General features: G+C 35.1%; 28 protein-coding genes. 24 read left to right on the top strand and 4 right to left on the bottom strand.

The window, feature by feature from the left end; all coding sequences use genetic code 11:
* Positions 1-13: 13 nt before the first annotated feature.
* From MT489_RS05540 to mtnN, 14 genes are all read left to right on the top strand, one after another.
* Positions 14-556, top strand: coding sequence for a PRC-barrel domain-containing protein (locus MT489_RS05540; protein WP_244680479.1), 543 nt, complete (start codon positions 14-16; stop codon positions 554-556).
* Positions 528-716 (top strand): hypothetical protein, encoded by a 189-nt coding sequence (locus MT489_RS05535; RefSeq protein WP_244680478.1) that lies wholly within the window; start codon positions 528-530, stop codon positions 714-716. The genes MT489_RS05540 and MT489_RS05535 overlap by 29 nt, the downstream gene beginning before the upstream one ends.
* Positions 717-985: 269 nt before the next feature.
* Entirely contained in the window at positions 986-2,062 is a 1,077-nt protein-coding gene (locus MT489_RS05530) for an AI-2E family transporter (protein ID WP_244680477.1), read from the top strand.
* 346 nt (positions 2,063-2,408) lie between these two features.
* Entirely contained in the window at positions 2,409-5,042 is a 2,634-nt protein-coding gene (gene alaS / locus MT489_RS05525; protein ID WP_244680476.1) for an alanine--tRNA ligase, read from the top strand.
* An 87-nt stretch (positions 5,043-5,129) separates the two neighbouring features.
* Positions 5,130-5,396 carry an IreB family regulatory phosphoprotein gene (locus MT489_RS05520; RefSeq protein ID WP_213110406.1) on the top strand — a complete coding sequence of 89 codons (267 nt, stop codon included), beginning with the start codon at positions 5,130-5,132 and terminating at the stop codon, positions 5,394-5,396.
* Between the two features lie 3 nt (positions 5,397-5,399).
* Positions 5,400-5,822, top strand: a complete 423-nt coding sequence (gene ruvX, locus MT489_RS05515) for a Holliday junction resolvase RuvX (protein WP_244680475.1) — start codon at positions 5,400-5,402, stop codon at positions 5,820-5,822.
* Between the two features lie 5 nt (positions 5,823-5,827).
* Entirely contained in the window at positions 5,828-6,115 is a 288-nt protein-coding gene (locus tag MT489_RS05510; RefSeq protein ID WP_244680474.1) for a DUF1292 domain-containing protein, read from the top strand.
* A gap of 161 nt (positions 6,116-6,276) precedes the next feature.
* A complete protein-coding gene (mltG, locus tag MT489_RS05505) occupies positions 6,277-7,434 on the top strand; it encodes an endolytic transglycosylase MltG (protein ID WP_244680473.1) in 1,158 nt (385 codons plus the stop codon).
* Between the two features lie 19 nt (positions 7,435-7,453).
* Entirely contained in the window at positions 7,454-8,107 is a 654-nt protein-coding gene (locus MT489_RS05500; protein WP_244680472.1) for an O-methyltransferase, read from the top strand.
* Position 8,108: 1 nt separating this feature from the next.
* Positions 8,109-8,744, top strand: coding sequence for a uridine kinase (udk, locus tag MT489_RS05495; RefSeq protein ID WP_244680471.1), 636 nt, complete (start codon positions 8,109-8,111; stop codon positions 8,742-8,744).
* A 114-nt stretch (positions 8,745-8,858) separates the two neighbouring features.
* Entirely contained in the window at positions 8,859-9,335 is a 477-nt protein-coding gene (gene greA / locus MT489_RS05490; RefSeq protein WP_244680470.1) for a transcription elongation factor GreA, read from the top strand.
* Positions 9,336-9,590: 255 nt separating this feature from the next.
* Complete coding sequence (locus MT489_RS05485) at positions 9,591-11,357, top strand: peptidoglycan D,D-transpeptidase FtsI family protein (RefSeq protein ID WP_244680469.1); 1,767 nt, start codon at positions 9,591-9,593, stop codon at positions 11,355-11,357.
* Positions 11,358-11,532: 175 nt separating this feature from the next.
* A complete protein-coding gene (locus MT489_RS05480; protein ID WP_244680468.1) occupies positions 11,533-12,273 on the top strand; it encodes a YrrS family protein in 741 nt (246 codons plus the stop codon).
* Positions 12,274-12,302: 29 nt separating this feature from the next.
* On the top strand, positions 12,303-12,995 hold the full coding sequence (gene mtnN, locus MT489_RS05475; RefSeq protein ID WP_244680467.1) for a 5'-methylthioadenosine/S-adenosylhomocysteine nucleosidase: 693 nt from the start codon (positions 12,303-12,305) through the stop codon (positions 12,993-12,995).
* A 76-nt stretch (positions 12,996-13,071) separates the two neighbouring features.
* On the opposite strand, the gene MT489_RS05470 is transcribed toward mtnN, so the two are convergent.
* Positions 13,072-14,868 carry a M3 family oligoendopeptidase gene (locus tag MT489_RS05470; protein WP_244680466.1) on the bottom strand — a complete coding sequence of 599 codons (1,797 nt, stop codon included), beginning with the start codon at positions 14,866-14,868 and terminating at the stop codon, positions 13,072-13,074.
* 193 nt (positions 14,869-15,061) lie between these two features.
* Here MT489_RS05470 and sigK point away from each other — a divergent pair, with 193 nt between their 5' ends.
* The gene (gene sigK / locus MT489_RS05465; RefSeq protein ID WP_244680465.1) at positions 15,062-15,787 is read left to right on the top strand and encodes an RNA polymerase sporulation sigma factor SigK; all 726 of its coding nucleotides are present in this window, start codon (positions 15,062-15,064) and stop codon (positions 15,785-15,787) included.
* A gap of 185 nt (positions 15,788-15,972) precedes the next feature.
* Here the strand turns inward: sigK and pssA are convergent, their stop codons facing one another.
* Positions 15,973-16,512 carry a CDP-diacylglycerol--serine O-phosphatidyltransferase gene (gene pssA / locus MT489_RS05460; protein WP_244680464.1) on the bottom strand — a complete coding sequence of 180 codons (540 nt, stop codon included), beginning with the start codon at positions 16,510-16,512 and terminating at the stop codon, positions 15,973-15,975.
* 96 nt (positions 16,513-16,608) lie between these two features.
* On the opposite strand from pssA, the gene MT489_RS05455 reads away from it, so the two are divergent.
* Positions 16,609-17,388: a phosphatidylserine decarboxylase gene (locus tag MT489_RS05455; protein WP_244680463.1), complete on the top strand. Its 780-nt coding sequence runs from the start codon at positions 16,609-16,611 to the stop codon at positions 17,386-17,388.
* Between the two features lie 315 nt (positions 17,389-17,703).
* Here MT489_RS05455 and sda read toward each other — a convergent pair whose 3' ends face one another.
* Positions 17,704-17,835 carry a sporulation histidine kinase inhibitor Sda gene (sda, locus tag MT489_RS05450; RefSeq protein ID WP_244680462.1) on the bottom strand — a complete coding sequence of 44 codons (132 nt, stop codon included), beginning with the start codon at positions 17,833-17,835 and terminating at the stop codon, positions 17,704-17,706.
* A 375-nt stretch (positions 17,836-18,210) separates the two neighbouring features.
* Here sda and MT489_RS05445 point away from each other — a divergent pair, with 375 nt between their 5' ends.
* The 8 genes from MT489_RS05445 (at position 18,211) to MT489_RS05410 (ending at position 23,561) form a co-directional block, all read left to right on the top strand.
* Complete coding sequence (locus MT489_RS05445; protein WP_244680461.1) at positions 18,211-18,732, top strand: YqeG family HAD IIIA-type phosphatase; 522 nt, start codon at positions 18,211-18,213, stop codon at positions 18,730-18,732.
* Complete coding sequence (gene yqeH / locus MT489_RS05440) at positions 18,729-19,835, top strand: ribosome biogenesis GTPase YqeH (RefSeq protein ID WP_244680460.1); 1,107 nt, start codon at positions 18,729-18,731, stop codon at positions 19,833-19,835. Before MT489_RS05445 ends, yqeH begins: the two co-directional genes overlap by 4 nt.
* Before the next feature lie 25 nt (positions 19,836-19,860).
* Positions 19,861-20,703, top strand: coding sequence for a shikimate dehydrogenase (gene aroE, locus MT489_RS05435; RefSeq protein ID WP_244680459.1), 843 nt, complete (start codon positions 19,861-19,863; stop codon positions 20,701-20,703).
* Positions 20,697-20,990: a ribosome assembly RNA-binding protein YhbY gene (yhbY, locus tag MT489_RS05430; protein WP_244680458.1), complete on the top strand. Its 294-nt coding sequence runs from the start codon at positions 20,697-20,699 to the stop codon at positions 20,988-20,990. The genes aroE and yhbY overlap by 7 nt, the downstream gene beginning before the upstream one ends.
* An 11-nt stretch (positions 20,991-21,001) precedes the next feature.
* A complete protein-coding gene (locus MT489_RS05425) occupies positions 21,002-21,574 on the top strand; it encodes a nicotinate-nucleotide adenylyltransferase (RefSeq protein WP_244680457.1) in 573 nt (190 codons plus the stop codon).
* A complete protein-coding gene (yqeK, locus tag MT489_RS05420; protein WP_244680456.1) occupies positions 21,564-22,145 on the top strand; it encodes a bis(5'-nucleosyl)-tetraphosphatase (symmetrical) YqeK in 582 nt (193 codons plus the stop codon). Before MT489_RS05425 ends, yqeK begins: the two co-directional genes overlap by 11 nt.
* Positions 22,146-22,465: 320 nt before the next feature.
* Positions 22,466-22,828 carry a ribosome silencing factor gene (gene rsfS / locus MT489_RS05415; RefSeq protein ID WP_280518489.1) on the top strand — a complete coding sequence of 121 codons (363 nt, stop codon included), beginning with the start codon at positions 22,466-22,468 and terminating at the stop codon, positions 22,826-22,828.
* Positions 22,818-23,561 (top strand): class I SAM-dependent DNA methyltransferase, encoded by a 744-nt coding sequence (locus MT489_RS05410; protein ID WP_244680455.1) that lies wholly within the window; start codon positions 22,818-22,820, stop codon positions 23,559-23,561. The genes rsfS and MT489_RS05410 overlap by 11 nt, the downstream gene beginning before the upstream one ends.
* A gap of 113 nt (positions 23,562-23,674) precedes the next feature.
* On the opposite strand, the gene comER is transcribed toward MT489_RS05410, so the two are convergent.
* The gene (gene comER / locus MT489_RS05405) at positions 23,675-24,496 is read right to left on the bottom strand and encodes a late competence protein ComER (protein WP_244680454.1); all 822 of its coding nucleotides are present in this window, start codon (positions 24,494-24,496) and stop codon (positions 23,675-23,677) included.
* Positions 24,497-24,578 lie beyond the last annotated feature (82 nt).

The following is a 24,578-nucleotide window of genomic DNA, read 5'->3' as shown; positions in this document are numbered from 1 at the left end:
GAGGAAAATATAAATGTTCGGAAAGGCAGGGGATTCTTTGCGGACATTTTCTCTTTTAAAAGGGATGCCTGTTTATGATACAAACGGAGACTTACTAGGCGAAGTTTGTGATATTGTCATTCAAGATAACGGAAAAGTATCAGATCTTTTACTTCAATGTAAAGGTTTGTTAAGTAAAAAACAAAAGATTCCAATTGAGAACATAAGTTCATTTGGAGAAGATGGGATACTGCTTGAAAACAAGGACATTCTAACGAAATATATAGGGATGCCGTCAGAATATACGATGAATCACGATAAGCCACTTATTAAGAAAAATGCATTATCTCAAAACGGAGTTCATCTTGGGCTCTTAGATGATGTATATTTTATGGAAGAAATGGGCACAATCGTAGGGTATGAGCTGACGGATGGTTTCTTTTCTGATATAACTCAAGGAAAACGAGTAATCAGAACTCCCCACCCACCAAAGATTGGAAAAGATGCCATCATCGTGTCGGTAACTAAGTTGCGAGGTGGCAAATCCCATGATGAAGTGTCCGAATTGCCAAAGTAAGGATCTTGGTAAAATAGGCATCAATCAATATTATTGTTGGAACTGTTTCATAGAACTGTCAGTTGGGAATCGTTTGATACACACACATCAAGTAGAAGAAGATGGCTCATTGAGTTCATTAGATGACTTATTTAACGAACAGGAACGAAAACTGAGCTGATTTAACTAGAGAAACTGTCCCTATTAGGGGCAGTTTTCTTTAGTATAAAGAATGAAACCATATGTTCTAAATAATTTCTATATTTTAAATTTAATTTCGATGTTGTATAACTACAAAAGTATTTGTCCGTAATCGATTGATTCATGCTATAGAAGTCGATGAATAGACTTTTTGTCTACTTGAAAATTGAAGGTTATGTAGTATCTTGCGCTGTACTTAATGGATAAAAATTTTACATATCGGAAAACTATTTTGGAGGGGGAATTTTTGTGAGCCAGCGCCATCTCCAGATTGTTTACCGTTTAATTATTGTGTTGCTTATTTTTATTATTATTTATTGTTTTTTATTATTAAGACCGATATGGAAACCTATTCTTACAACATTAATGATTGGTCTTCTTCCATTTTTATTAAGTGGTCTAATCGCATATCTACTACACCCTTTAGTAGAGAAAATAGAAAGTTTGGGTTTGAAGAGATATCTCGCTATATTACTTATATATCTGCTTTTTTTCGGCGGTGTAGGTTATGCAATTTATTTAGGAATCCCTATGTTTATAAAACAAATGAAGGAATTTTCGGAGCAACTTCCTGTGTTCTTAAATCAGTATCGCGAATGGATGCACCATTTAGAAGCATCAACTTCAAATTTCCCTAAAGGGATTCAATTACAAATTGATGAACGGATAAACGAAATAGAGCAATGGTTCAATAAGCTAATTGAAAAAACAACGAAAGCTATTATGAAACTTTTTGACTTCATTCTCATCTTATTGGTAGTGCCCTTCATTTCTTTCTATATACTTAAGGATTTAGACGTGATTAAAAAAGCATGTTGGTATTTGACACCGAAGAAATGGAGAAAAAACGGAGTTCAGTTTCTAGATTCTGTTAATGAATCTTTAGGCGGTTATTTGCGAGGTCAGCTTCTTATTTGCGTGATTATTGGTGCTGCAGCTGCTATCGCTTTTAGCATTATTGGATTGCAGTACCCAATATTACTTGGTATTGTCATCGCTATAACAAATGTTATACCCTATTTTGGTCCACTTATTGGTGCATTTCCAGTAGTAGCAATAGCATTAATGTCTTCTGTTAAATTGGCGATCATTGCAGGTGTGATTGTTTTTGTTCTTCAGTTTATTGAAGGAAATATATTATCACCTTATATCGTGGGGAAATCACTACATATGCATCCTTTATTTATTATTGCTGCTCTGATTATTGGTGGAGAAGCATTCGGAATTATTGGTATGATTGTTTCCGTTCCTATTTTAGCGATTATTAAAATCGCTATCATTCATTCTAGGGACCATTTAATTAGAACAAGACAGACTTACCGTTGACAAAGAATCACGAGTTATCTATAATCTCAATATACAAATGAATTATTCGTAAATTGAAGAAGGATCTAATTGTTATAGTCCATCTTAAGAGAGGAATTTCCCAGGCTGAAAGGAATTCTAGATGAAGAATAACATATGCCAATCCAGAGAGTAGCTAATCCCTGCCGTTAACCGCGTTAAGGTACTGAGATAAAAGTAAGATTTCCTTTACTTTTGAATCAGGGTGGTACCGCGTACGATAAGCTTCGCCCCTGTTTAGGGGTGAGGCTTTTTATTTTTTTAGTTATATTCTATCTAGGACACTACCTTCTTCAAATTACGCTTATCTAAATTAGGAGGATTTATTATGAAGAATCTTACAGGTGCTCAAATAAGACAAATGTATTTAGATTTTTTTAAGGAAAAAGGTCATAAAATAGAACCTAGTGCTTCTCTTGTTCCCCATGATGATCCTACGTTATTGTGGATTAATAGTGGTGTGGCAACACTAAAAAAGTATTTCGATGGAAGGGTCATTCCTGAAAATCCTCGAATTGTAAATGCACAAAAATCAATACGTACGAATGATATTGAAAATGTTGGAAAAACGGCTAGACATCATACTTTTTTTGAAATGCTGGGAAATTTTTCTATTGGCGATTATTTTAAAAAAGAAGCGATTGAATGGGCTTGGGAGTTTCTGACTAGTCTAAAATGGATTGGTTTTGAGCCGGAGAAATTGTCAGTCACAATACATCCAGAAGATGATGAAGCGTTTGACTTCTGGCACAATATGATCGGTATTCCTAAAGATAGAATTATCCGTCTTGAAGGTAATTTTTGGGATATAGGGGAAGGTCCTAGTGGTCCAAACACAGAAATATTTTATGATCGTGGTCCAGAGTTTGGAAATGATCCTGAAGATCCGGAACTTTATCCTGGTGGAGAAAATGAAAGGTATCTAGAAATTTGGAACCTAGTATTTTCACAGTTTAACCATAATCCCGATGGTTCATATACACCTCTACCAAAGAAAAATATTGATACCGGTATGGGCCTAGAAAGAATGGCATCTGTTATTCAAAATGTACCAACGAACTTCGACACAGATTTATTCATGCCAATTATTCGTGAAACAGAAAAAATATCTGGTTCTTCCTATGGGGTTAATACAGAATCTGACGTTGCTTTTAAGGTAATTGCTGATCATATTCGTACAGTTGCATTTGCGATAGCTGATGGTGCATTACCTTCTAATGAAGGACGCGGCTATGTATTGCGCAGACTTTTAAGAAGAGCAGTAAGATATGCAAAACAAATTAATATTGATAAACCTTTTATGTTCAAACTAGTGCCAGTCGTAGGCGAAATTATGAAGGATTTCTACCCAAATGTTGTGGAGAAATCTGATTTTGTACAAAAAGTAATTAAAAATGAAGAAGAACGTTTCCATGAAACATTGCATGATGGACTGGAGATCCTTTCATCTATTATTCAAAAAGCAAAAAATGAAGGTAAAGATGTCATCAATGGCTCAGATGTGTTTAAACTATATGACACATATGGATTCCCTATTGAATTGACAGAAGAATATGCTGAAGAAGAAAAAATGAAAGTAGATCATGAGGGCTTTGACAAAGCTATGGATGAACAACGCGAACGTGCTAGATTGGCTCGGCAGGATACAGAATCAATGCATGTTCAAGGTGGAATTCTTGGGGATTTACATGTAAGCAGTACTTTTATTGGCTACGAAAACATGCAAACCGATACGAAAGTTCAAGCAATCATAAAAAATGGAGAGCGTGTGCAAACTGCTGAAGCGGGAGAGAAAGTGGAATTCATTTTAGAAAATACTCCATTTTATGCTGAAAGTGGTGGGCAGATTGCTGATCAAGGTTACGTTACCGCAGATGGATTAAAAGTACTCGTAACAGATGTTCAAAAAGCACCAAATGGGCAAAATCTTCATTCCGTAATTATCGAAGAAGGAACTTTACATGAAGGAATTCAAGTACATGCAAAGGTTAATGAGGAAAATCGTAGAAAAATAGAAAAAAATCATACAGCTACGCACCTGCTCCATCAAGCATTAAAGGATGTCCTTGGCTACCATGTTAACCAAGCTGGTTCATACGTTGGTCCTGAAAGGTTGCGATTTGATTTTTCACATTTTGGTCAAGTGAAGCAAGATGAAATCGAAAAAATTGAACAAATTGTGAATGAAAAGATCTGGGCAAATATTCAAGTGTCTATCGCAAGTAAAAATATCGAAGAAGCAAAAGCAATGGGCGCTATGGCTTTGTTTGGCGAAAAATATGGAGATATCGTCCGCGTTGTATCAGTTGGAGATTATAGTTTAGAGCTTTGTGGTGGCTGCCATGTTTCTAATAGTTCTTCTATTGGTCTATTCAAAATTGTTTCCGAAAGTGGGATTGGCGCAGGTACACGTAGAATTGAGGCTGTAACAGGCAAAGGTGCTTACAATGTAATGAATGAAGAAATAATGAGGCTTCATCAAGCAGCAGATATTTTAAAAACGAAGCCAAAAGATTTAGTTCATCGTGCAGAAACACTTCTTTCTGATATGAAAGAACTTCAACGAGAAAATGAATCATTGTCCTCAAAACTTGCAAATATTGAAGCAGGAAATATGCTCCAATATGTTGAAGAAGTTGATGGAATTAAGGTTTTAGCGAGAAAAGTTCAAGCGTCTGACATGAATACACTTCGAAATATGGCTGATGATTTAAAACAGAAAATAGGTTCTGGAATTATTGTTCTTGGTTCAAATCAGAATGATAAGGTTAATATTATAGCTGCAGTGACGAAGGATTTAATTGGCCAAGGCTATCACGCCGGAAAACTAGTTAAGGAAGTTGCAGGACGTTGTGGCGGCGGCGGTGGTGGTCGCCCTGATATGGCACAAGCTGGTGGGAAAAATCCTGAACAATTGGATTCTGCATTAGGCTTTGTCACTGAATGGGTCAAATCCGTTTGATTTAAACTCTAAATCATGTACAATGAAGATAATATTTGTACAATCAGGCCTATCTGTAAATGGTACGTCTTAAGAGAGGTGTTGTAAATGAGCTCTTTTGATAAAACGATGCGTTTTGATTATCAAGAAGATCCTTTGGAACATGATGTTAAAGAAGTGTTGCTTCATGTATATGGAGCTCTTCAAGAAAAAGGCTATCATCCAATAAATCAAATTGTTGGGTATTTGCTTTCTGGAGATCCCGCATACATTCCAAGGCATCATGACGCACGAAATATCATGAGAAAGCTGGAACGTGACGAAATCATCGAAGAACTGGTGAAATCGTATTTAAAACAACATCGTGAGGGATAATATATGAGAGTTATGGGCCTGGATGTTGGATCAAAGACGGTAGGAGTGGCTATTAGTGATGAAATGGGTTGGACAGCACAGGCCATTGAAACAATTGCCATTGATGAAAAGATAAAAAGGTTTGGATTCGAGCGAATAGGTGAAATAATTAAAGAATATGATGTGAAGGAAATTATTGTTGGTCTGCCGAAAAATATGAATAACAGTATTGGACCAAGAGGTGAGGCTTCACAAGAATATGCTAAAAGTCTAGAATCCCTTTTCAGCATCCCTGTCAAACTTTGGGACGAGCGCCTAAGCACTATGGCTGCCGAACGTATTTTATTGGAAGCCGATGTTAGTAGAAAAAAAAGGAAAAAAGTAATTGATAAAATGGCAGCTGCGATGATATTGCAAGGATATCTCGACAGCCAACCTACGAGGTGAATTTAATGGAAAACGAAAAACACATTACAGTTATTGATGAAAATGGAAATGAACAGCTTTACGAAGTACTTTTTACATTTGATTCCGAAGAATTTAATAAATCATATGTACTGTACTTCCCAGTTGGTGCAGAAGAAGACGAAGAAGATGAAATTGAAATCCATGCTTCAGCCTATTCCCCTAATGAAGAAGGCGGGGAAGAAGGTAATTTACAGCCAATTGAAACGGATGAAGAATGGGATATGATCGAAGAAATGTTAAACACATTTTTAGATGAAGAAGAGGAAGAATAAATGTTTAAATGCCAATCCTGAGTCAAGGATTGGCATTTTTATTTAGTATGTAATTCTACAATTCTTCATTTTTCGATTAAAAATAGTGCAATATGTAGTATAATGAACAAGGTAAAATGGAGAAATCTATCTAGTGCGTGATTTAAAGGGGGATTGCCAAAGTGGCAGATAAAGAAAGCCGTGGCACAAATAAACTTGATTTCAAAACTAAAATAAGAAATAACCTATTAGAAAGACGAAACGAGGCGAGAATCATACGAAGAATTGTAGCAATTATTACTTTAATTGCTTTACTTGCTGTTGGTGGAGTTGCTTTTTTTGGCTACAATTATGTCAAATCTGCATTAGAGCCAGTTGATGCAAATAACAATAAGCTGACTGAAGTGGACGTTCCTATCGGATCCTCTACGACTTCGATAGGAAAGCTTCTTGAGAAAAAGGGCATCATAAAGAATGGGACTATCTTTAAATATTATGTTAAATTCAATAATATTTCCGGGTTTCAAGCAGGTAATTATAAGTTCTCTCCATCAATGACTCTTAATGAAATAACGGAAACTTTAAAAACGGGTAAGCTTGTTAGGGAAGCGATTTTTAAAATGACGGTTCCTGAAGGGCTCTCACTAGATCAAATTGCAAAAATTATTGCCAAGCATACGGAAATGTCATCAGATGATATCCTAAAAAAGCTAGATGATCCAGAAATGGTTAAACAACTTATGAAAAAATATCCAGAAATATTGACAGATGACATTTTAAATGAAAATATTAAACATCCATTAGAAGGATATTTATATCCTGCAACCTATTCCTTTTACGAGGAAAAACCATCTTTGGAATCAATCATTGGTGAAATGCTTTCACAGACGAATAAAGTAATTATAAAATATTCAGGAATGATGGAAGAAAAGGCAATGAGTGTACACGAGCTTCTGACAATGGCTTCATTAATTGAAAAGGAAGCAACTGAAAAGGCGGACAGAAATAATATATCAAGTGTTTTCTATAATCGTATGGAGACTGGAATGCCGCTTCAAACCGATCCGACGGTATTGTATGCACTTGGGAAACATAAAGACAGAACGTTATTAGAGGATTTAAAAGTCGAATCTCCTTATAATACGTATATTCACAAAGGGCTACCGCCTGGACCAATCGCAAATTCTGGTGAATCATCAATAGAGGCCGCCTTAAATCCAGCCGATACGGAATATTTATATTTCCTTGCTGAGTATGGAACAGGAACGGTTCATTATTCTAAAACGCTTCAAGAACATAATGCATTAAAGGAAAAGTATATAACCAATAAAAGAGATTAGACTATAGGGGGTTCATTTTTTGGACGATTCCATCACAAGTTATCTCGAATCATATCTTCCAGAGAGAAACTTATTTTTTAAAGAGTTGGAGCAATTTGCATTGGAGCATCGTGTACCTATTATGGAATCAACCGGGATTGAGACGATGTTACAAATTATGAGAATTCAAGATCCTAAAAGGATATTGGAAATTGGTACGGCAATTGGATACTCAGCCCTCAGAATGGCTGATACAATTCAAAATACACATATTGTCACTTTAGAAATGGACGATGAAAGATTTTCTCAAGCTAAGGAAAATATTAAAAGGTACAATATGGAAGAACGTGTAACAGTGATACAAGGAAATGCTTTGGATCTTTATGAACAAGTAGCTGAACACGGACCGTATGATGCTATTTTCATTGATGCCGCTAAAGGACAATATGCAAAGTTTTTTACTATGTATAAAGATCTTTTAACAGAGAATGGCTGTATCTACACGGATAATGTGCTGTTTAAAGGCCTAGTAGCTAATGAAAATACATCTGAAAATAAACGTTTATCAAGTGTTGCTTCAAAAATTAAGCAATTTAACAAATGGGTTTTTGAGCAAAAGGATTTTACTACTGTTATAATTCCCGTTGGCGATGGATTAGCCATCAGTAAAAAAAATAATGTTGGGGGTCTGTAAGATGGACCAGAAACCAGTAATCATTGGGGTGTCTGGAGGCTCAGGCTCTGGTAAAACGAGTGTTACTAATTCAATTTATGAAACGTTTAAAGGTCACTCCATACTGGTCATTGAGCAAGATTACTATTATAAAGATCAAGGACATCTTCCTATGGAAGAACGTCTTCAAACAAATTATGATCATCCACTTGCTTTTGACAATGAGCTACTTTATAACCATCTTGAAAAACTTTTGCGTTATGAAGCAGTGGAAAAGCCGGTTTATGATTACACTCAGCATACTAGGTCAAATAAGACAATACATGTTGAACCGAAAGATGTTATCATAATTGAAGGAATATTAGTATTAGAAGATGAAAGATTGCGCAATTTAATGGATATAAAAATATTTGTAGATACAGATGCTGATTTGCGTATTATCCGCCGTTTAATTAGAGATATGGAAGAGCGGGGGCGATCATTTGACTCGGTTATCTCTCAATATTTAAATGTTGTACGTCCAATGCACAATCAGTTTATAGAACCAACCAAACGATATGCTGATATTATTATTCCTGAAGGGGGACAAAACCACGTCGCCATCGATCTATTAGCAACAAAGATTAAAACTATTCTTGAACAAAAGTCATTTTTGTAATACGATAGCATAGATACTATTATATGTACTATGACGCGCCTGATAGAGGCGCGTCATCATGTATTACATACACAAACTAATTAGTAACGTATCTGATAAAAGGAGTGAAGGGATTTGGCTACGGAAAAAGTATTTCCTATGACTGAAGCTGGTAAAGAAAAACTTGAACAGGAATTAGAATTTTTAAAAACTGTTAAAAGAAAAGAAGTGGTAGAACGTATAAAAATAGCTCGCAGTTTTGGAGATTTATCGGAGAACTCCGAATATGATTCTGCTAAAGAAGAGCAAGCATTTGTAGAAGGAAGAATTACTACAATTGAAAATATGATTAGAAACGCAAAGATCATAAAAGATGATGAAATGAATGCAGACATCGTTACTCTTGGTAAGACAGTAACTTTCGTTGAGTTACCAGATGGTGACGAGGAAACATATACAATTGTAGGCAGTGCAGAAGCTGATCCATTTGAAGGAAAAATCTCAAATGATTCACCAATTGCAAAAAGTTTATTAGGTCATAAAGTAGGGCAAGAAGTAACTGTGCAAACACCAGGTGGAGAAATGAAGGTTCGTCTCGTTTCAATTAATTAACATTATGAACACGATTCCATATTTTGATGGAATCGTGTTTTTAATTTTTACTATGTTGTTTTGTAGTGAGTAAGTAGGATTCCATAAGCGAGAGGCTTTTCATGAGAAATCTTTCTAAGCTATAAAGCACCTAATAGTCTTATGTTACATGCTGAAAGTAATACGAAGAGCGGATACCGAAATACGAGTAAAAACTACCTTAATTCTGTTATCTGAATTAGAAAACTAGGCAAGAATGGTTTTGAGGTGGTTTTTATGCGAAGACGACGAGTTAGACTACTATCTTCAAGTATCTTATTAGTGCTATTACTTTTGTTTTCAAGACTCATGCAAGTTCAACTTTTTCATACAGAAAGTTTTTCGAAACATCATGTCAATCTTTTAAAAGAAAGTGTGAAGCAACGAACCCAGGAAGTATTAATTGATGATGGCAGAGGGCAGTTTTTAGATAACGAAGGTAATCCACTATCATATGATGAAAAAACAGTACTTGTTTTGTTTCCCTTTCTAAAAAATATAAATTGGGACCGAGAACAGCTTTCAAAAATAATAAATGTCTCGAAAGAAGAGATAGATCGGGTAATAAATAACGCCAAAAAACCGATAATCTATCGTGAAATAACACCAATTCAAGCGAATTATGTAACAAAAATGAATATACCTGGATTATTTGCAATCAGAAAAAAATACTTACCTGAAAATAATCCTGCTAGTCAACTTATTGGTTTAATTGGTGAGAATAGAGATGAGTTCTGGAAAAGGTATCCAGACAAAAAGGGTTACCATTCTTTAAAAATAGGCATTTCCGGTATGCAAAAAGATTTTGATGAATTTTTAATTGCTGAACATCCTTCCAAGCTTATTTTTCATGTTGATGGAAAAGGAGCACCTTTATTTGGAATTGATGTAAAATACTCCGGACAAAGCAATCCTTATTATCCGTTGATGATTAAAACAACAATTAACAGGCAATTTCAAAATGAAATAGAAACATTATTAGACAAACACCAAATTGAAAAGGGTGGTGCTTTGCTTCTCGATATTAATTCAGGAAATATTTTAGCATCTGCTTCAAGACCATCATTAAATCGAGAACATCCATTTTCGGACGAAGGTTCAGTAAACATGATGTTTGAGCAGCATATTCCAGGATCGATATTTAAAACGGTTGTAGCGGCTGCAGCTATTGAAGAAGGCTTAGTAGATAACAAGGAGGAATTTAACTGTTCTCTTAACATAAGAGGGGAGCCGGCAGAAAGAGATTTAGGAATGTTGCCTTTAGAAGAAAGTTTTTCAAGAAGCTGCAATAAAACTTTTGCAGAACTGGCAGTTAGAGTACAGCAAGATCACCCTAACGTTCTGGAAAAATATGCTGAAAATCTTGGTTTAATAGGGTTTTCTGGATGGGAAGGCAATGTTTATTATGTAAAAGATTTTAAACAGATTACACATGCACCTGGAAGGATTTTTACATCTGATGAAAGTAGAAAAGATCAAAATTATATAGGCCAAACTGGAATCGGTCAGCATGAGGTTCGTGTTTCGCCTCTTGGTGTAGCTAATATGATGGCTACCATAGCAAGGGGTGGGGAAAGAAAAGCTGTACGAGCAGTTACAGATATTCAGTATGCAGACGGAGGAATCCTCTTTCATTTCCCAGAACAAACTGTAAAGGGTGACCATATTTCGACTTCTGCTGCAATGAGACTACAATCATTGTTACGGAGTGTTGTAACAGATAATGAAGGAACAGGGAGCTTTTTTCAACAATTATCCTATGAAGTTGCAGGCAAAAGTGGTACAGCAGAAACGGGTATAAAAAAAGATGATATTCAGCTTCACAATAAATGGTTCGCTGGTTACTTTCCATTTCAAAATCCCAAATACGCTCTTGTCGTTGTGAATTTAGGAGTACCCGGAGATCAGGGGGGCATTAACCCTCTTTTTGCTGATATCGTTAACATGATTTATGATAAAAATCGAGAAGAAAATGTTAATGCTAAAATCTCTACTCAAGAGTAATTAATATATGTTATTGTATTACTTTAGAGTGAGATCTCATAAGTCAAAAAAACATTAGTGAATATCACTTAAAACACAAGACTGATGTTAGATCTAGGGAGTGTAAATCTTAATGATTGGTTCCAAATAGCATATCACTTGAGTGTCGTATTTTTGTTACCTATGAGCATAAGACATGGGTGGAGAATTATCAGTTTGGGACCCATATTTAGCTTTTTTATTCACGTTTTTCTTCATCCGTGTTATGATAATGTCAATTGAAAATGGAGGGGATTTTGTGTCCATTGATTTTAACAAGATAGAATCGCGTTCAGAAAAACGAGCTAAACGGAGAAAGACCAACATTATCTTAAATACATTGATAGCTATCGTCGTCATACTAATTATTATTGTTGTTAAGAATGTTTTTTTTGGTGAGTCTAAGACTCAACAGGCAGATGTTCAAGAAACTCCGAAAAATGAAGTAAATCATGAACAAAAACAGCCAGATCAAGTAGCGAATGAGAATTCAAAGGACCAAACGGATGAGAAAGAGCCACAAAATACAGAAGAAGAAACCGACAATTCTGGAGTTATTGAGAATGAGAGCAATGAACCTAATGTAGAGAAAGTAATAATTAACCATGATTGGAAGCCAGTTGGAACAGAACAAACAAATGGACACCAATCGTCGTATGAAATGGGCTCTGTGGATTGGAATGAAAAAGAAAAAGCCGCTGCTTATGCGATTAATACTCAAGTTGAATCGATGACAACGTGGTGGTTAAGACGTGGAGAAAATCCAGACACACAGTCAGTTTTAACTGTCTCAGCAAAAGGAAGCCCAGATACATATGAGGTTTATATTGAATGGGTAGACGGTCAGGGCTGGAAACCCACTGAGGTAAAAAAATTAATTGAAAATGATCGAAGATAATTTAACAGAATTGAAAAGAGGTTATGATTTTGAGAATAGCCATTATTGGCGCAATGGAAGAAGAAGTTTCACTTTTGCGTGAGTATATATCAGATAAACAAGTGGTTGAAGTAGCAGGCTGTGAGTTTACCTCAGGTTCTATCGGAGATAAGGAGGTAGTATTACTTAAATCAGGTATTGGGAAAGTCAATGCGGCAATGTCTACTACAATACTATTAGAAAAATTCAGACCGGATATTATCATAAATACAGGTTCAGCCGGTGGTTATAATCCTGATTTAACGATTGGGGATTTAGTTATTTCTACAGAGGTCCGTCATCACGATGTAGATGTAACGATTTTTGATTATGAATATGGTCAAGTACCTCAAATGCCTCCTGCTTTCCTTGCAGATTCTTCATTAATCGAAACAGCTCAAAAAGCTGTTGGAAATATTGAAGGTATTCAAGCGGTAAAGGGATTAATTGCAACAGGAGATTCATTTATGAATGATCCAGTTCGAGTTGAATTTGTTCGGAATAAGTTTCCTAAGCTCCAAGCAGTTGAAATGGAAGCTGCTGCAATTGCCCAGGTTGCCTATCAATTCAATGTCCCTTTTGTTATCATACGTTCATTATCAGATATTGCAGGACAAGAATCTCACATTTCTTTCGATGAATTTTTAGATAAAGCAGCAGTAAACTCTGCAAATTTAGTATTAGAAATGGTCAAATTATTATAAAAGAAGGACTCTCCAAATAAATGGGAGAGTCCTTTTAGCTTGGATAATATCAAAAATTTTAGTCTACATATTCTTATTATTTTTTTCTCGTCATCTCCATAAATTCTTCTACATCTTTAATACAAAGCTTTAGTCCTTCTTCCCAGAATTCCCGCTTTGTCAAGTCAACACCTAAGTGTTTTTCAGCTAATTCTTCAACCATCATAGAACCTGTATCCTCCAACATGGCCATGTATTTACGCTCGTAGCCTTTCCCTTCTTTTACAGCTTGAGCATAAATACCGAGTGAGAATAAAAAGCCGAATGTGTATGGGAAGTTGTAAAAAGGAACTCCAGTAATAAAGAAATGTAGCTTTGAGCCCCAGAATAGTGGATGATATTCTTTTAATGAATCTAGATAAGCCTCTTTTTGTGCTTGTTCCATTAACTCATTTAATCGCTTTTTATTAACGAGACCGTTTTTACGTTCTTCGTAAAAACGTGTTTCAAATAGGAATCTCGCATGGATGTTCATGAGTAACGCAACAGATCTCTGAATTTTATCTTCTAATAAAGCGAGTTTTACGTCATCATTTTCTGCATTATTAACCGCAGCATCAGAAACAATCATTTCTGCAAAAGTGGATGCTGTTTCTGCAACGTTCATAGCGTATCCTCTATTTAATGGATGGGTATCTTTTAGTGCGTATGAATGGAATGCATGACCTAATTCATGTGCTAACGTCGAAACGTTTGAAGGAGTTCCAGAATAAGTCATAAAAATCCTTGATTGATCGTCTACCGGGAAGGATGTGCAAAATCCGCCTGGTTGTTTTCCGGGACGGTCTTCCGCTTCGATCCAGCGTTCTTCAAAAGCTTTTTTCGTAAATGTTGTTAATTTATCTCCGAAGTTTTGGAAGTGTTTTAAAATAAATTCTGCACCTTCCTGATAGCTATATGTAGTGTTTACTTCACCTACAGGAGCATCAAGATCGCACCAGCTCAGTTTATCAACACCTAGGAGTTCGGCTTTCCTTTGTAAGAAGTCAGCAAATGGCTGTTTATGATCGGAAATAACTTCCCACATCACATCTAACGTTTCTTTTTTCATACGGTTATAAGTTAAAGCTTCTTTTAAAATATGATCCCAGCCTCTTTGTTTATAGACTGATAAACGGAATCCGGATAGGTGATTTAATGTATTAGCCAAAAGGTCAGATTGACCTTCCCAAGCTTTTTCCCATTCTTTAAATACTTGCTTTCTTACTTCTGGATCTGGGTTTGAAAATTTATTAGCTGCCTGTCCGACGGATAACTCAACTTTTTGTCCATTCTCTTCAAATGGGATTTTGACATGATTAACAATGGTGTCATACATTTCTCCCCATCCATGATATCCGTCAATGCTAAGCGCATTAATGATTGCTTCCTGTTCTTTCGGTAACTTTTCAGTAGCTTTTTTTCGTCTTTCATTAAGGACAAAAGACACTACCTGAAGTGAATCTTGATTTAAAAGACCATTCCATATTTGCTCATCAATTTTTGATAACTTCTCATCAAAATTAGTTAAAATTGTACTAAATTTTGAACTTAAAGTTGTAACCATTCCTCTAAGTTCATTCGCTCTTAAATCATTCGTATTTTGTGCTTGAAGACAACTTACGAATGCACCGGCCTGCCTAATATTTTGAGATACTTTCTGAAGTTTTTCGAGCAACCCTACCAATGTATCATCTTTTGCATCTGTTGGTATTTCCCATGACTCAACTGTTTCCTCAAAAGCTTGTAAATCCGTTTTTAGTTTTTCTAAATGTTGTATGAACTGAGTGGAATCGCTTCCTCCTTTAAAAAAGACATCTAAATCCCAAGTTAAATCATATGTATTTGCTGACAAAATTGATTTCCTCCTTTAACCCATTTCTTTTATTATAGATGTTTTCGTTAACTTTGTTGTTTTTTTTTACTGAATAATAAAATCTTTTTAATGTTTAAGGGGAAAAGTTGTTATTTATGATAGACAAGCAATTGTAGCCCAATCTGTACATATACATGAAAACATAAGAATAATTGATGTTGGAGGTGAGGAGTTGTCCGGTATCCTTACGGCGATTGGTTATGTAATAAAGGAATTGGTTTTTCTCGTATCTTATGTAAAGAATAATGCTTTTCCGCATCCTCTTTCCCCTGAAGAGGAGCAGCTTAATTTAAAGAAAATGGCTGATGGAGACGAACAAGCCCGTAATCTCCTCATTGAACATAATTTACGTCTTGTGGCCCATATCGTAAAGAAGTTTGAGAATACGGGAGAAGATTCGGAGGACTTAATCTCTATAGGAACAATTGGACTGATCAAAGCAATTGAAAGCTATTCATTTGGAAAAGGTACTAAGCTTGCCACATATGCGGCAAGATGTATCGAAAATGAAATTTTGATGCATTTACGTGCATTAAAGAAAACGAAAAAAGATGTTTCGCTACACGATCCGATTGGTCATGATAAAGAAGGGAACGAAATATCATTAATTGATGTATTAAAATCCGAGGCTGAAGACATTTTTGATACGATTCAGTTAAATATGGAATTGGAAAGAGTAAAGGAATATATTGATGTGTTGGACGATCGAGAAAAAGAAGTCATCATAGGTCGGTTTGGTCTAAATTTGGAAAAGGAAAGAACACAGCGTGAAATTGCAAAAGAACTTGGCATTTCAAGAAGTTATGTTTCTCGTATTGAAAAAAGAGCTTTAATGAAAATGTTCCATGAATTTTATCGTGCTGAAAAGGAAAAATTGAAAAAGACAAAGGAACAATAAAAAGCTCTATTCTCGAAGATAATGTCTATTAAAATCAAAATTAGAAATGTATCTGCCTTCTTATTCTGCAAAAAAAGATTTGCCAACATAAAAGGCTAAAAACCGATTGTTGGGCTTTTACAAAAATAAATTTAAGAAAATACCTATAAAAAAGCCATCTTCTAAATGAGAAGATGGCTTCTTCATTATATTTTTTTAAATGTAAACGTACTAATCATTAAAATGGATAAGATTAAAGTAATAAATAAAAATGAGTTCGGTGGGAAGTATGGGATAGCTAAATAACTAAGTGTTAACAAACAACCGGCAGAAGTAATTGGGAGCCCCATAAAATATCCATTGCTTTCTGTGATGTTAAATCGTGCAAGACGGAAAGCACCGCAGCCGATAAAAAAAACAGTAAGAAATATACCTGGAAAACCAAACAAATTAAGAATTCCTTGGTATAATAACAAGGCGGGAGCAACACCAAATGAGATAATATCACTCATCGAGTCAAGCTGTTTTCCCAATTCTGATTCTATTTGCAGCTTGCGTGCAACAATTCCATCAAATCGATCAGCAAGCGCTGCAATAAAAATAAGTAAGAGACTAAGATGCAATTGGCCGTTGAGTCCTACAAGTATAGCGCATCCGCCTAAACCTAGATTGGCCAAAGTGAGGACGTTAGCCGTCTGTGCTTTTAATTTTCTAATTGTTTGATCAAAGGCATCGACTAGGAACATTTTTTTTCCTCCTTCCTTCATCTTGTATCTAATCATACTAAATTATATTCCTTTTAGACATAAAAGTTAAGAAATATTTGCCGGGAGGTTAAGTGATTGAAGCAAAAGATATACAGAACATTAATAGAGTTAACAAATGGACCATTTACAGCACATTTAATAAAAAAATTTACACAATCTAAGCTCAGCAGACACCTAATCAAGTCTTACGCAAAATTTTATCGCATTAATCTAGATGAAATGTTGGAGGATATAAATAGTTATGCAAATTTACATACGTTTTTCACAAGAAAGCTAAAGGAAAATATAAGAGCAATCGATGAAAACGAGGACTCTGTTATAAGCCCGGTAGACGGTGTTTTAGAGGATATAGGGGAAATCGATTCAAATAGTGTAATATATGTTAAAAATAAAACATATTCAATATCTGAAATGCTTGGTAGTAGTGAACGTGCTGGAAAATATGCTGAAGGCACATATATGATTCTTTATTTAAGCCCAGCACATTATCATCGCATTCATAGTCCAATTAATGCTAAAATAATGAATCGTTATTCACTAGGGTCAAAGTCATATCCTGTCAATCGTTTAGGACTAAAATATGGAGATTCAACGTTAAGTAAAAATTTTCGAACTGTTACTGAATTGGAGCATGATGGGAAATCAATTGCGATGGTAAAGGTTGGTGCGATGTTTATTAACTCCGTTGAAATTATTAATCAAGATCGTGAATGGAATAAAGGTGAAGAAGTAGCTTATTTTTCATTTGGTTCTACTGTGGTTCTTCTATTTGAAAAAAACTCTTTCCGTCTATATCAAGAAATACCAATACCAAGTGAGGTAAGAGTGGGACAAGCACTGGGGCAAGTAAAATAATAAATAATAAAATCTATAATGGTTCGTGTTACTACCAGGGTACCAGAAGCTATAGTTCATTAATTAAACATAAAAAATATTGTTCTTTCTTACTTATTGGGAAAACACATCGCTAGCTCCTCTGCAAGAAAAGGTATGTAGCAAAAATAATCTGTTCAGTTTACTATTAGCGTTGCTAGTTGTTACCACGAGCAGTTACACATCAGGTTTTGCAGCAACAGTGGAAGTTAAAAATATAAACTTTAAAAACTTATCTTTTTTGCTGAATACAAAAAGCGCCAAGAAGTTAGGCGCTATTTTAATTCCTAGATATTATTAAGATGTCTTTTTTACTAACGATCGCCGGTGAAGTTCAGATTCAATAAGCTGAATAAAATCAGAGCCTAGCTTTAGATTCTTAGCCTTATAATATGATTCGAGTAAAAGTTCATCAGATAACTTTTTCATCAGCTTCACCCCCAACAATCAAAGATTTTGTTCTAAAAAGGATAGTTCTAGAATAGATTGTTAAGTTATCCCTTTTATTATCCTCACTTTACCAGAATAAACTTTGTGGAACAAGCGTTCCTTTATCCACATGAATTAGTGGATAACTTGTGGGTAAAATGTTGGTAAATAACTTGAGTGTTGTCGTAATGGCTCTTATTTTGTGTATAAACTTATCCACAGATTTTGCAAAGTAGATAAATGTCGAAAAATTCTTTTAGAAATATTCAATAATAAAAAGTGAAAATATCACTCAGATATGAAAAAAGATGCGATTCTGACAAAAATTAGATAAGATAAATTTATCTTACAGAACAAGTAATGAGGTGTAGAAGATTGTTGAAAAAGTTTTTGCCAAGTGAATATGTTAAAAGCATTTATCACATTAAGGCTCAAGATTTAAAAGCAAAAGGAATTAAAGGGATTATTACGGATTTGGATAATACTTTAGTGGAATGGGATCGTCCAAATGCTACTCCAATGTTAATCAATTGGTTAGAGGAATTGAAACGTAATAACATTAAAGTTACAATTGTGTCCAATAATAATGAGCAAAGAGTAAGAATATTTTCAGATCCTTTAAGAATTCCATTTATTCATAAGGCTAGAAAGCCTCTTGGATTTGCATTTAGAAAAGCTATTCAAATGATGGAAACAACAAAAGACGAAACAGTCATTATTGGAGATCAGTTATTAACGGATGTACTTGGGGGAAATCGAGCGGGGTTTTATACAATTCTTGTTATACCCGTAGCAAATTCGGACGGTTTTTTCACTCGTTTTAATCGAACGATTGAAAGACGAATTATGGCAAATTTTAAACGAAAAGGGCTAATTGATTGGGAGGATGAAAAGTGAGTAAACATGATATAAGCTGTATTGGCTGCGGTGTAGCAATACAGACCGAACACCTTGGAGAAATTGGCTATGCACCTCCTTCATCTTTACAAAAAGAAGAGATTATCTGTCAAAGATGCTTTCGCTTGAAACATTATAATGAAGTGCAAGACGTCTCACTGACTGATCAGGATTTTTTAAATATATTAAACAAGATTGGTTCAACTGATAGTTTAATCGTTAAAATTATAGACATTTTTGATTTCAATGGTAGCTGGCTTCCAGGATTACACCGCTTTGTTGGTAATAATCCAATTTTACTAGTAGGAAATAAAGTGGATTTGCTTCCGAAATCTGCAAAACGAAATAAATTGATTCAATGGATGAAAAATCAAGCAAAAGAGCTTGGTTTAAAGCCAGTTGATGTACTTCTTGTCAGTGCAGCTAAGGGCAGCCAAATAAGGGAAGCTCTTGAACAAATTGAATATTACCGGAAAGGAAAAGATGTTTATATTGTTGGATGTACCAATGTTGGAAAATCAACCTTTATCAATCGAATCATTAAGGAAGTAGCGGGAGGACAAGATGTAATAACTACATCACATTTCCCAGGAACAACATTGGACATTATTGAGATTCCACTTGATGATGGCAAAGCATTAATTGATACTCCAGGAATTATTAATCATCACCAAATGGCTCATTATGTTCATAAAAATGATTTGAAAATTATTACACCGAAGAAAGAAATTAAACCTAAAGTTTTTCAATTGAATGAAGAGCAAACGTTATTTTTTGGCGGATTAGCAAGGTTCGACTATTTAAAAGGAGGACGTCGTTCATTTACTTGTTATTTATCAAATGATTTGTTAATCCATCGAACCAAATTAGAGAATGCTGACGACTTATATCAAAACCATGTAGGAGAAATGTTACAACCGCCAAGAAAAGATGAACTTGATCATTTTCCGGAACTAGTCAGGCACGAATTCATGATTAAAGAAGGAAAAATGGATATTGTGTTCTCCGGTTTAGGTTGGGTAACTGTTAACGAGCCAGGGGCAAAAGTAGCTGCCTATGTTCCGAGAGGTGTAAATGTTATTATCAGAAAATCTTTAATATAAAAAGGAGATCAATGGGGGAATTGGTTTGATTAAATTGTATGGAGTTATAGGTGATCCAATTGTTCAATCAATGTCGCCAGTCATGCAAAGCCAGGAATTTGAAAAATTGGATATTGAAGCACATTATCATCCTTTTCATATTTTGGGAAAAGATTTGCATGATGCAGTAAAGGGTATGAAAGCAATAGGGGTTGAAGGTTTTAATGTGACAAGCCCTCACAAAACAACGATTATGCCATTTTTAGATTATATCGACCCATTGGCCAAAGTAATTGGAGCGGTTAATACAGTTGTTAGAATAAACGATGAGTTCCATGGATATAACACGGATGGAATCGGATATATTAAAGCGCTACAGGCCGATTGGAAAGAGGACTTTAAGAATGAAAAAGCCTTAATAATTGGTGCAGGTGGTGCAGCGAAGGCAATTTTCTACACATTATTGTCAAAGGGAATGAAAAATATTGATATTGGAAATCGTTCCGTGGATAAAGCTAAACAATTAATCGATGATTGCCCGTACGAAGGTAATTCCAATGCAATCTCCCTAAAAGAGGCAGAGGAAAATTTAGAACAATATCAGCTTATTATACAAACTACATCTATTGGGATGTACCCAAATCTTTCTGAAAGTCCGTTGTCTTTAGAAAATATTCAGCAGGATGCATTTGTTTCTGATATAATCTATAATCCTTTTGAAACAGCTTTGTTGAAAGAGGCTAAAGAAAGAGGCGCAAAAACACAAAATGGCCTAGGGATGTTTGTATACCAAGGTGCACTTGCATTTGAAAAATGGACTGGACAAACACCCGATGCAAACCGTATGTCGGAAATAGTTATGAAACACTTAGGAGGAAAGTTATGCTGACAGGAAAGCAAAAACGTTATTTAAGATCACTAGCTCATCATATTAATCCGATTTTCCAAGTTGGGAAAGGTGGAGTAAATGAAAATATGATAAAGCAAATAGATGAAGCTTTGGAAAAAAGAGAATTACTAAAAGTAAGTATTCTTCAAAATTGTGACGAAGACAAAGATACAGTTGCGGACGTAATTATTAAAGGAACTAATGCTGAGCTTGTACAAATTATCGGTAATATTATTGTTCTATATAAAGAATCAAAAGAGCATAAAGAAATTAAATTGCCAGTCTAATGGTGAAAGATATGAAGAGAAAAATTGGCATTTTAGGTGGGACATTCGATCCTCCTCATTTAGGTCATCTAATAATCGCAAATGAAGTATTTCACCGATTAGAGCTAGATGAAATACAATTTATGCCAAACCAAGAACCTCCGCATAAAGAAAGAGAGAGTCATACAACGAATAGGGATCGAATAAGAATGTTGGAATTAGCCATTCAAGGGAATCCTTTTTTTTCGATTGAAAAAATCGAGTTAGAGAGAAAAGGGAGATCTTATACGTATGATACGATGAAAATGTTAATGGAACGAAACCCCAATAATGAATATTATTTCATTATTGGAGCTGATATGGTGGAATACTTGCCAAACTGGTACCAAGTTGATGAATTAATGAAAATGATCAAGTTTGTTGGAGTCAATCGACCAAATTATCAGCTTGTAAGTACTTATCCTATTATCCCGATTGAAGTGCCGTTTATAGAAATATCATCATCTATGATAAGAAAAAGAACTCAAAATAGTGAAACGATCAATTATCTTTTGCCTTATGGGGTCATTAATTATATTGAGGAGAATCAATTGTATGGATCGTGAACAAGCACTGGAAATAGTAGAAAAAAAAATAAAAGGGCCTAGATTTCAACATACATTGGGAGTAGTCGAAACTGCCATTATGCTCTCAGAAAAATACGGTGCTGATAAAGAACAAGCTGAGATCGCTGCAATTTTTCACGATTATGCGAAACTTATGCCAATTAGTGAGCTGCGGGATACTATCATTGAGGCAAAAGAAGATGAGCGTTTACTGCTGTACCATCCTGAACTTTGGCATGGTCCAGCCGCTGCATATATTTTGAAAAATAAATTGTCATTAGAAAATGAAGATATATTAAATGCGATTCGTTTTCATACAACCGGTAGAGCAAATATGAGTCTTTTAGAAAAAATCATATACTTAGCTGATTATATTGAACCTGGACGGAATTTTCCAGGTGTTGAGGAAACAAGAGAATTAGCAAAAAATGATCTAAACCAAGCTGTGTTAAAAGCAATTAGTAATACCATTTCATTTTTACTTGCTAAAAAAGCAGCGATTTTTCCTGATACTTTTGATGCCTATAACAGTTTTGTTTTAAATAAGGATAGTAAAACTACTTTGACTTAGTAATAAGTTGATTGGAGTCGAAGTGAGGAGACACTAAAAGACGCGCCTCACTCATCAACATATTGTCCTGCAATATATTATGGCATGTCGATTTTCCTATCTTGGTCTATAACTAACGGCTTGACGAATTGATGTTGACTTAGAGCAAAATAAAAAGACAGAAAGTTTACTGGAGTCTTCAGCTGGACAACGATTGATCTATGTAGTTTTAGGAATAGACGGTAGATCACGAAGGATATTAAAGCTCACTAGGTACCTAGGGAAAGTGAGCGCAAGAAGCGGGAAATTACATTTTTAGGAAATAAAGGAGGAATTGAAGTTTGAATACAAACGATATATTAAAAACAGTAGTAAAAGCAGCTGACAGTAAAATGGCAGAAGAAATAATCGTCTTAAATATGGAAGGGATTTCCTTAATAGCTGATTATTTTTTGATCTGTCATGGTAATTCGGAAAAACAAGTTCAGGCAATAGCTAGAGAAATTAAGGATGAAGCAAACAAAATAGGTTCTCTTGTAAATAAGATGGAAGGCTTTGAAGAAGCGAAATGGGTGTTGATTGATATGGGTAATATCATTGCGCACGTATTCCATAGAGATGAGCGTAGTTACTATAATTTGGAGAGACTTTGGGGAGATGCTCCAATTGAAGATATTTTAGGAGAATTAAATCGTGACGTATGAACGTTTGGCGTATGTTTATGATTTTTTAATGATGGAGGTACCTTATTCGAACTGGCTTGAGTATTTAAACACCGAAAAGAAAAGGTGCTCGGTAAAAGGAAATCGCATTCTGGATTTGGCTTGTGGAACAGGTGAATTATCTGTTTTATTGGCGGAAGCAGGATATGAAGTCACTGGTGTTGATCTATCAGAAGATATGTTAATGGTCGCAAGGGAAAAGGCTGAGAGCAAAGGGCTTAACATTCATTTATTTGAACAAGATATGACACAGCTGGAGGAGCTTGGAACCTTTGATATCATTTCTATATTTTGTGACTCTTTAAATTATTTAAATACTCCAGATGATGTCCAAAAAACCTTTAAAAATGTGAGTGCCCATCTAAGCGATGGCGGGTTATTTTTATTTGATGTTCACTCACCTTATAAAATTGAACAATTTATGAGTGAATCGTATTCGCTTGCAGAGGAGGAAGTCTCTTATATTTGGACAACCTTTCCTGGTGAGCATCCTCTATCAATAGAGCACGAATTAACCTTTTTTGTATTAGATGAACAATCAGGAAAGTATAATCGATTTGATGAAACTCATAAGCAGCGTACATATTCAACAGATCAATATATAAAATGGCTTTCAGATGCAGGTTTTATCATAAAATCTATAACCGCTGATTTTTTAAGTGATTCACCTACTGAAACATCAGAAAGATTATTCTTTTCTTGCAAAAAAAAATAAGACGATTGTCTTAAAAAGCATTTGTATTTGAATTTAGTCAGGACGGCATTCATTATAGCAGTCCTGACTAAATCATAAGAACTTGAACTTTTAATTGAAACAAGTATAATAGGTTATACCGTAAAGTCTTTTTTCAAAATTGCCACTTCTTCATTAAATTTTGCGTGGGTAGCATGAAGTACCTTCTCAAAGACCCCATCAAGTTCTTTTTCCAACACTTTTATTCCTTCACCCGTAATACCACCCTTAACACAAACTTTTTCCTCTAAAGTAGGAAGAGAATAATACCCTTTATTTAATAATTCTCCAAGACCGATTAACATCCCCTCAGCAAGCTTTGTAGCTGTTTCTTTGTCAATCAACGTTTCCGAAACTGCTGCGTCTATAAATCTTCTCGTAATATAACTAAAAAAAGCTGGACCGCAGCTAACAATATCAGAAGAAATGCGTGTGATATCCTCCTTTATCTGGATTGGAACGGAAATATGTGTAAACATGTCTAGCAATTGTTTCTGCCATTTTTTGTCGCTTGAATTTCCAAATGTAAAGAGTGTTACACCTGCAAGTGCCCTATTAGTAATGCTTGGTATTATTCTTACACAAGAGCATGGTAATAACTTCTCTAGCCAGGATATTTGAATTGGACTCGTGATGGTTACGAGACATTGGTCTTCCCGAAAATATTGCTCAGTATCCTTAATTAGTGTGAAATACTCATTTGGTTTTACACAAAGAAAAATGAGGTCGGAATTATTAATCACTTCACGAGCGTTATTAGCGACTACAATTTCTTTATATTTATGTTTAAGCATTTCTGCTTTAGATTTCGTCCGATTTACAATGATTACTTCTGAAGGAGTTATTGCATTTCCATCTATTAATGCCTCAGAAAGTATTGTACCCATATTACCTGTCCCAATTACCCCGACTTTCATTTATGTCCCTCCTTCGCCTATCTCTCCTAACAAATGTATGCTAACAAAAATAAAATATTCATTTCCGGTGAGGTGGTTTTTA

Source organism: Lederbergia wuyishanensis (genome assembly GCF_022900255.1).
Classification (GTDB): Bacteria; Bacillota; Bacilli; order Bacillales; family Bacillaceae_C; genus Lederbergia; species Lederbergia wuyishanensis.
The sequence above is the reverse complement of the archived record's forward strand: the minus strand, read 5'-3'. Positions and strand labels throughout refer to the sequence as shown.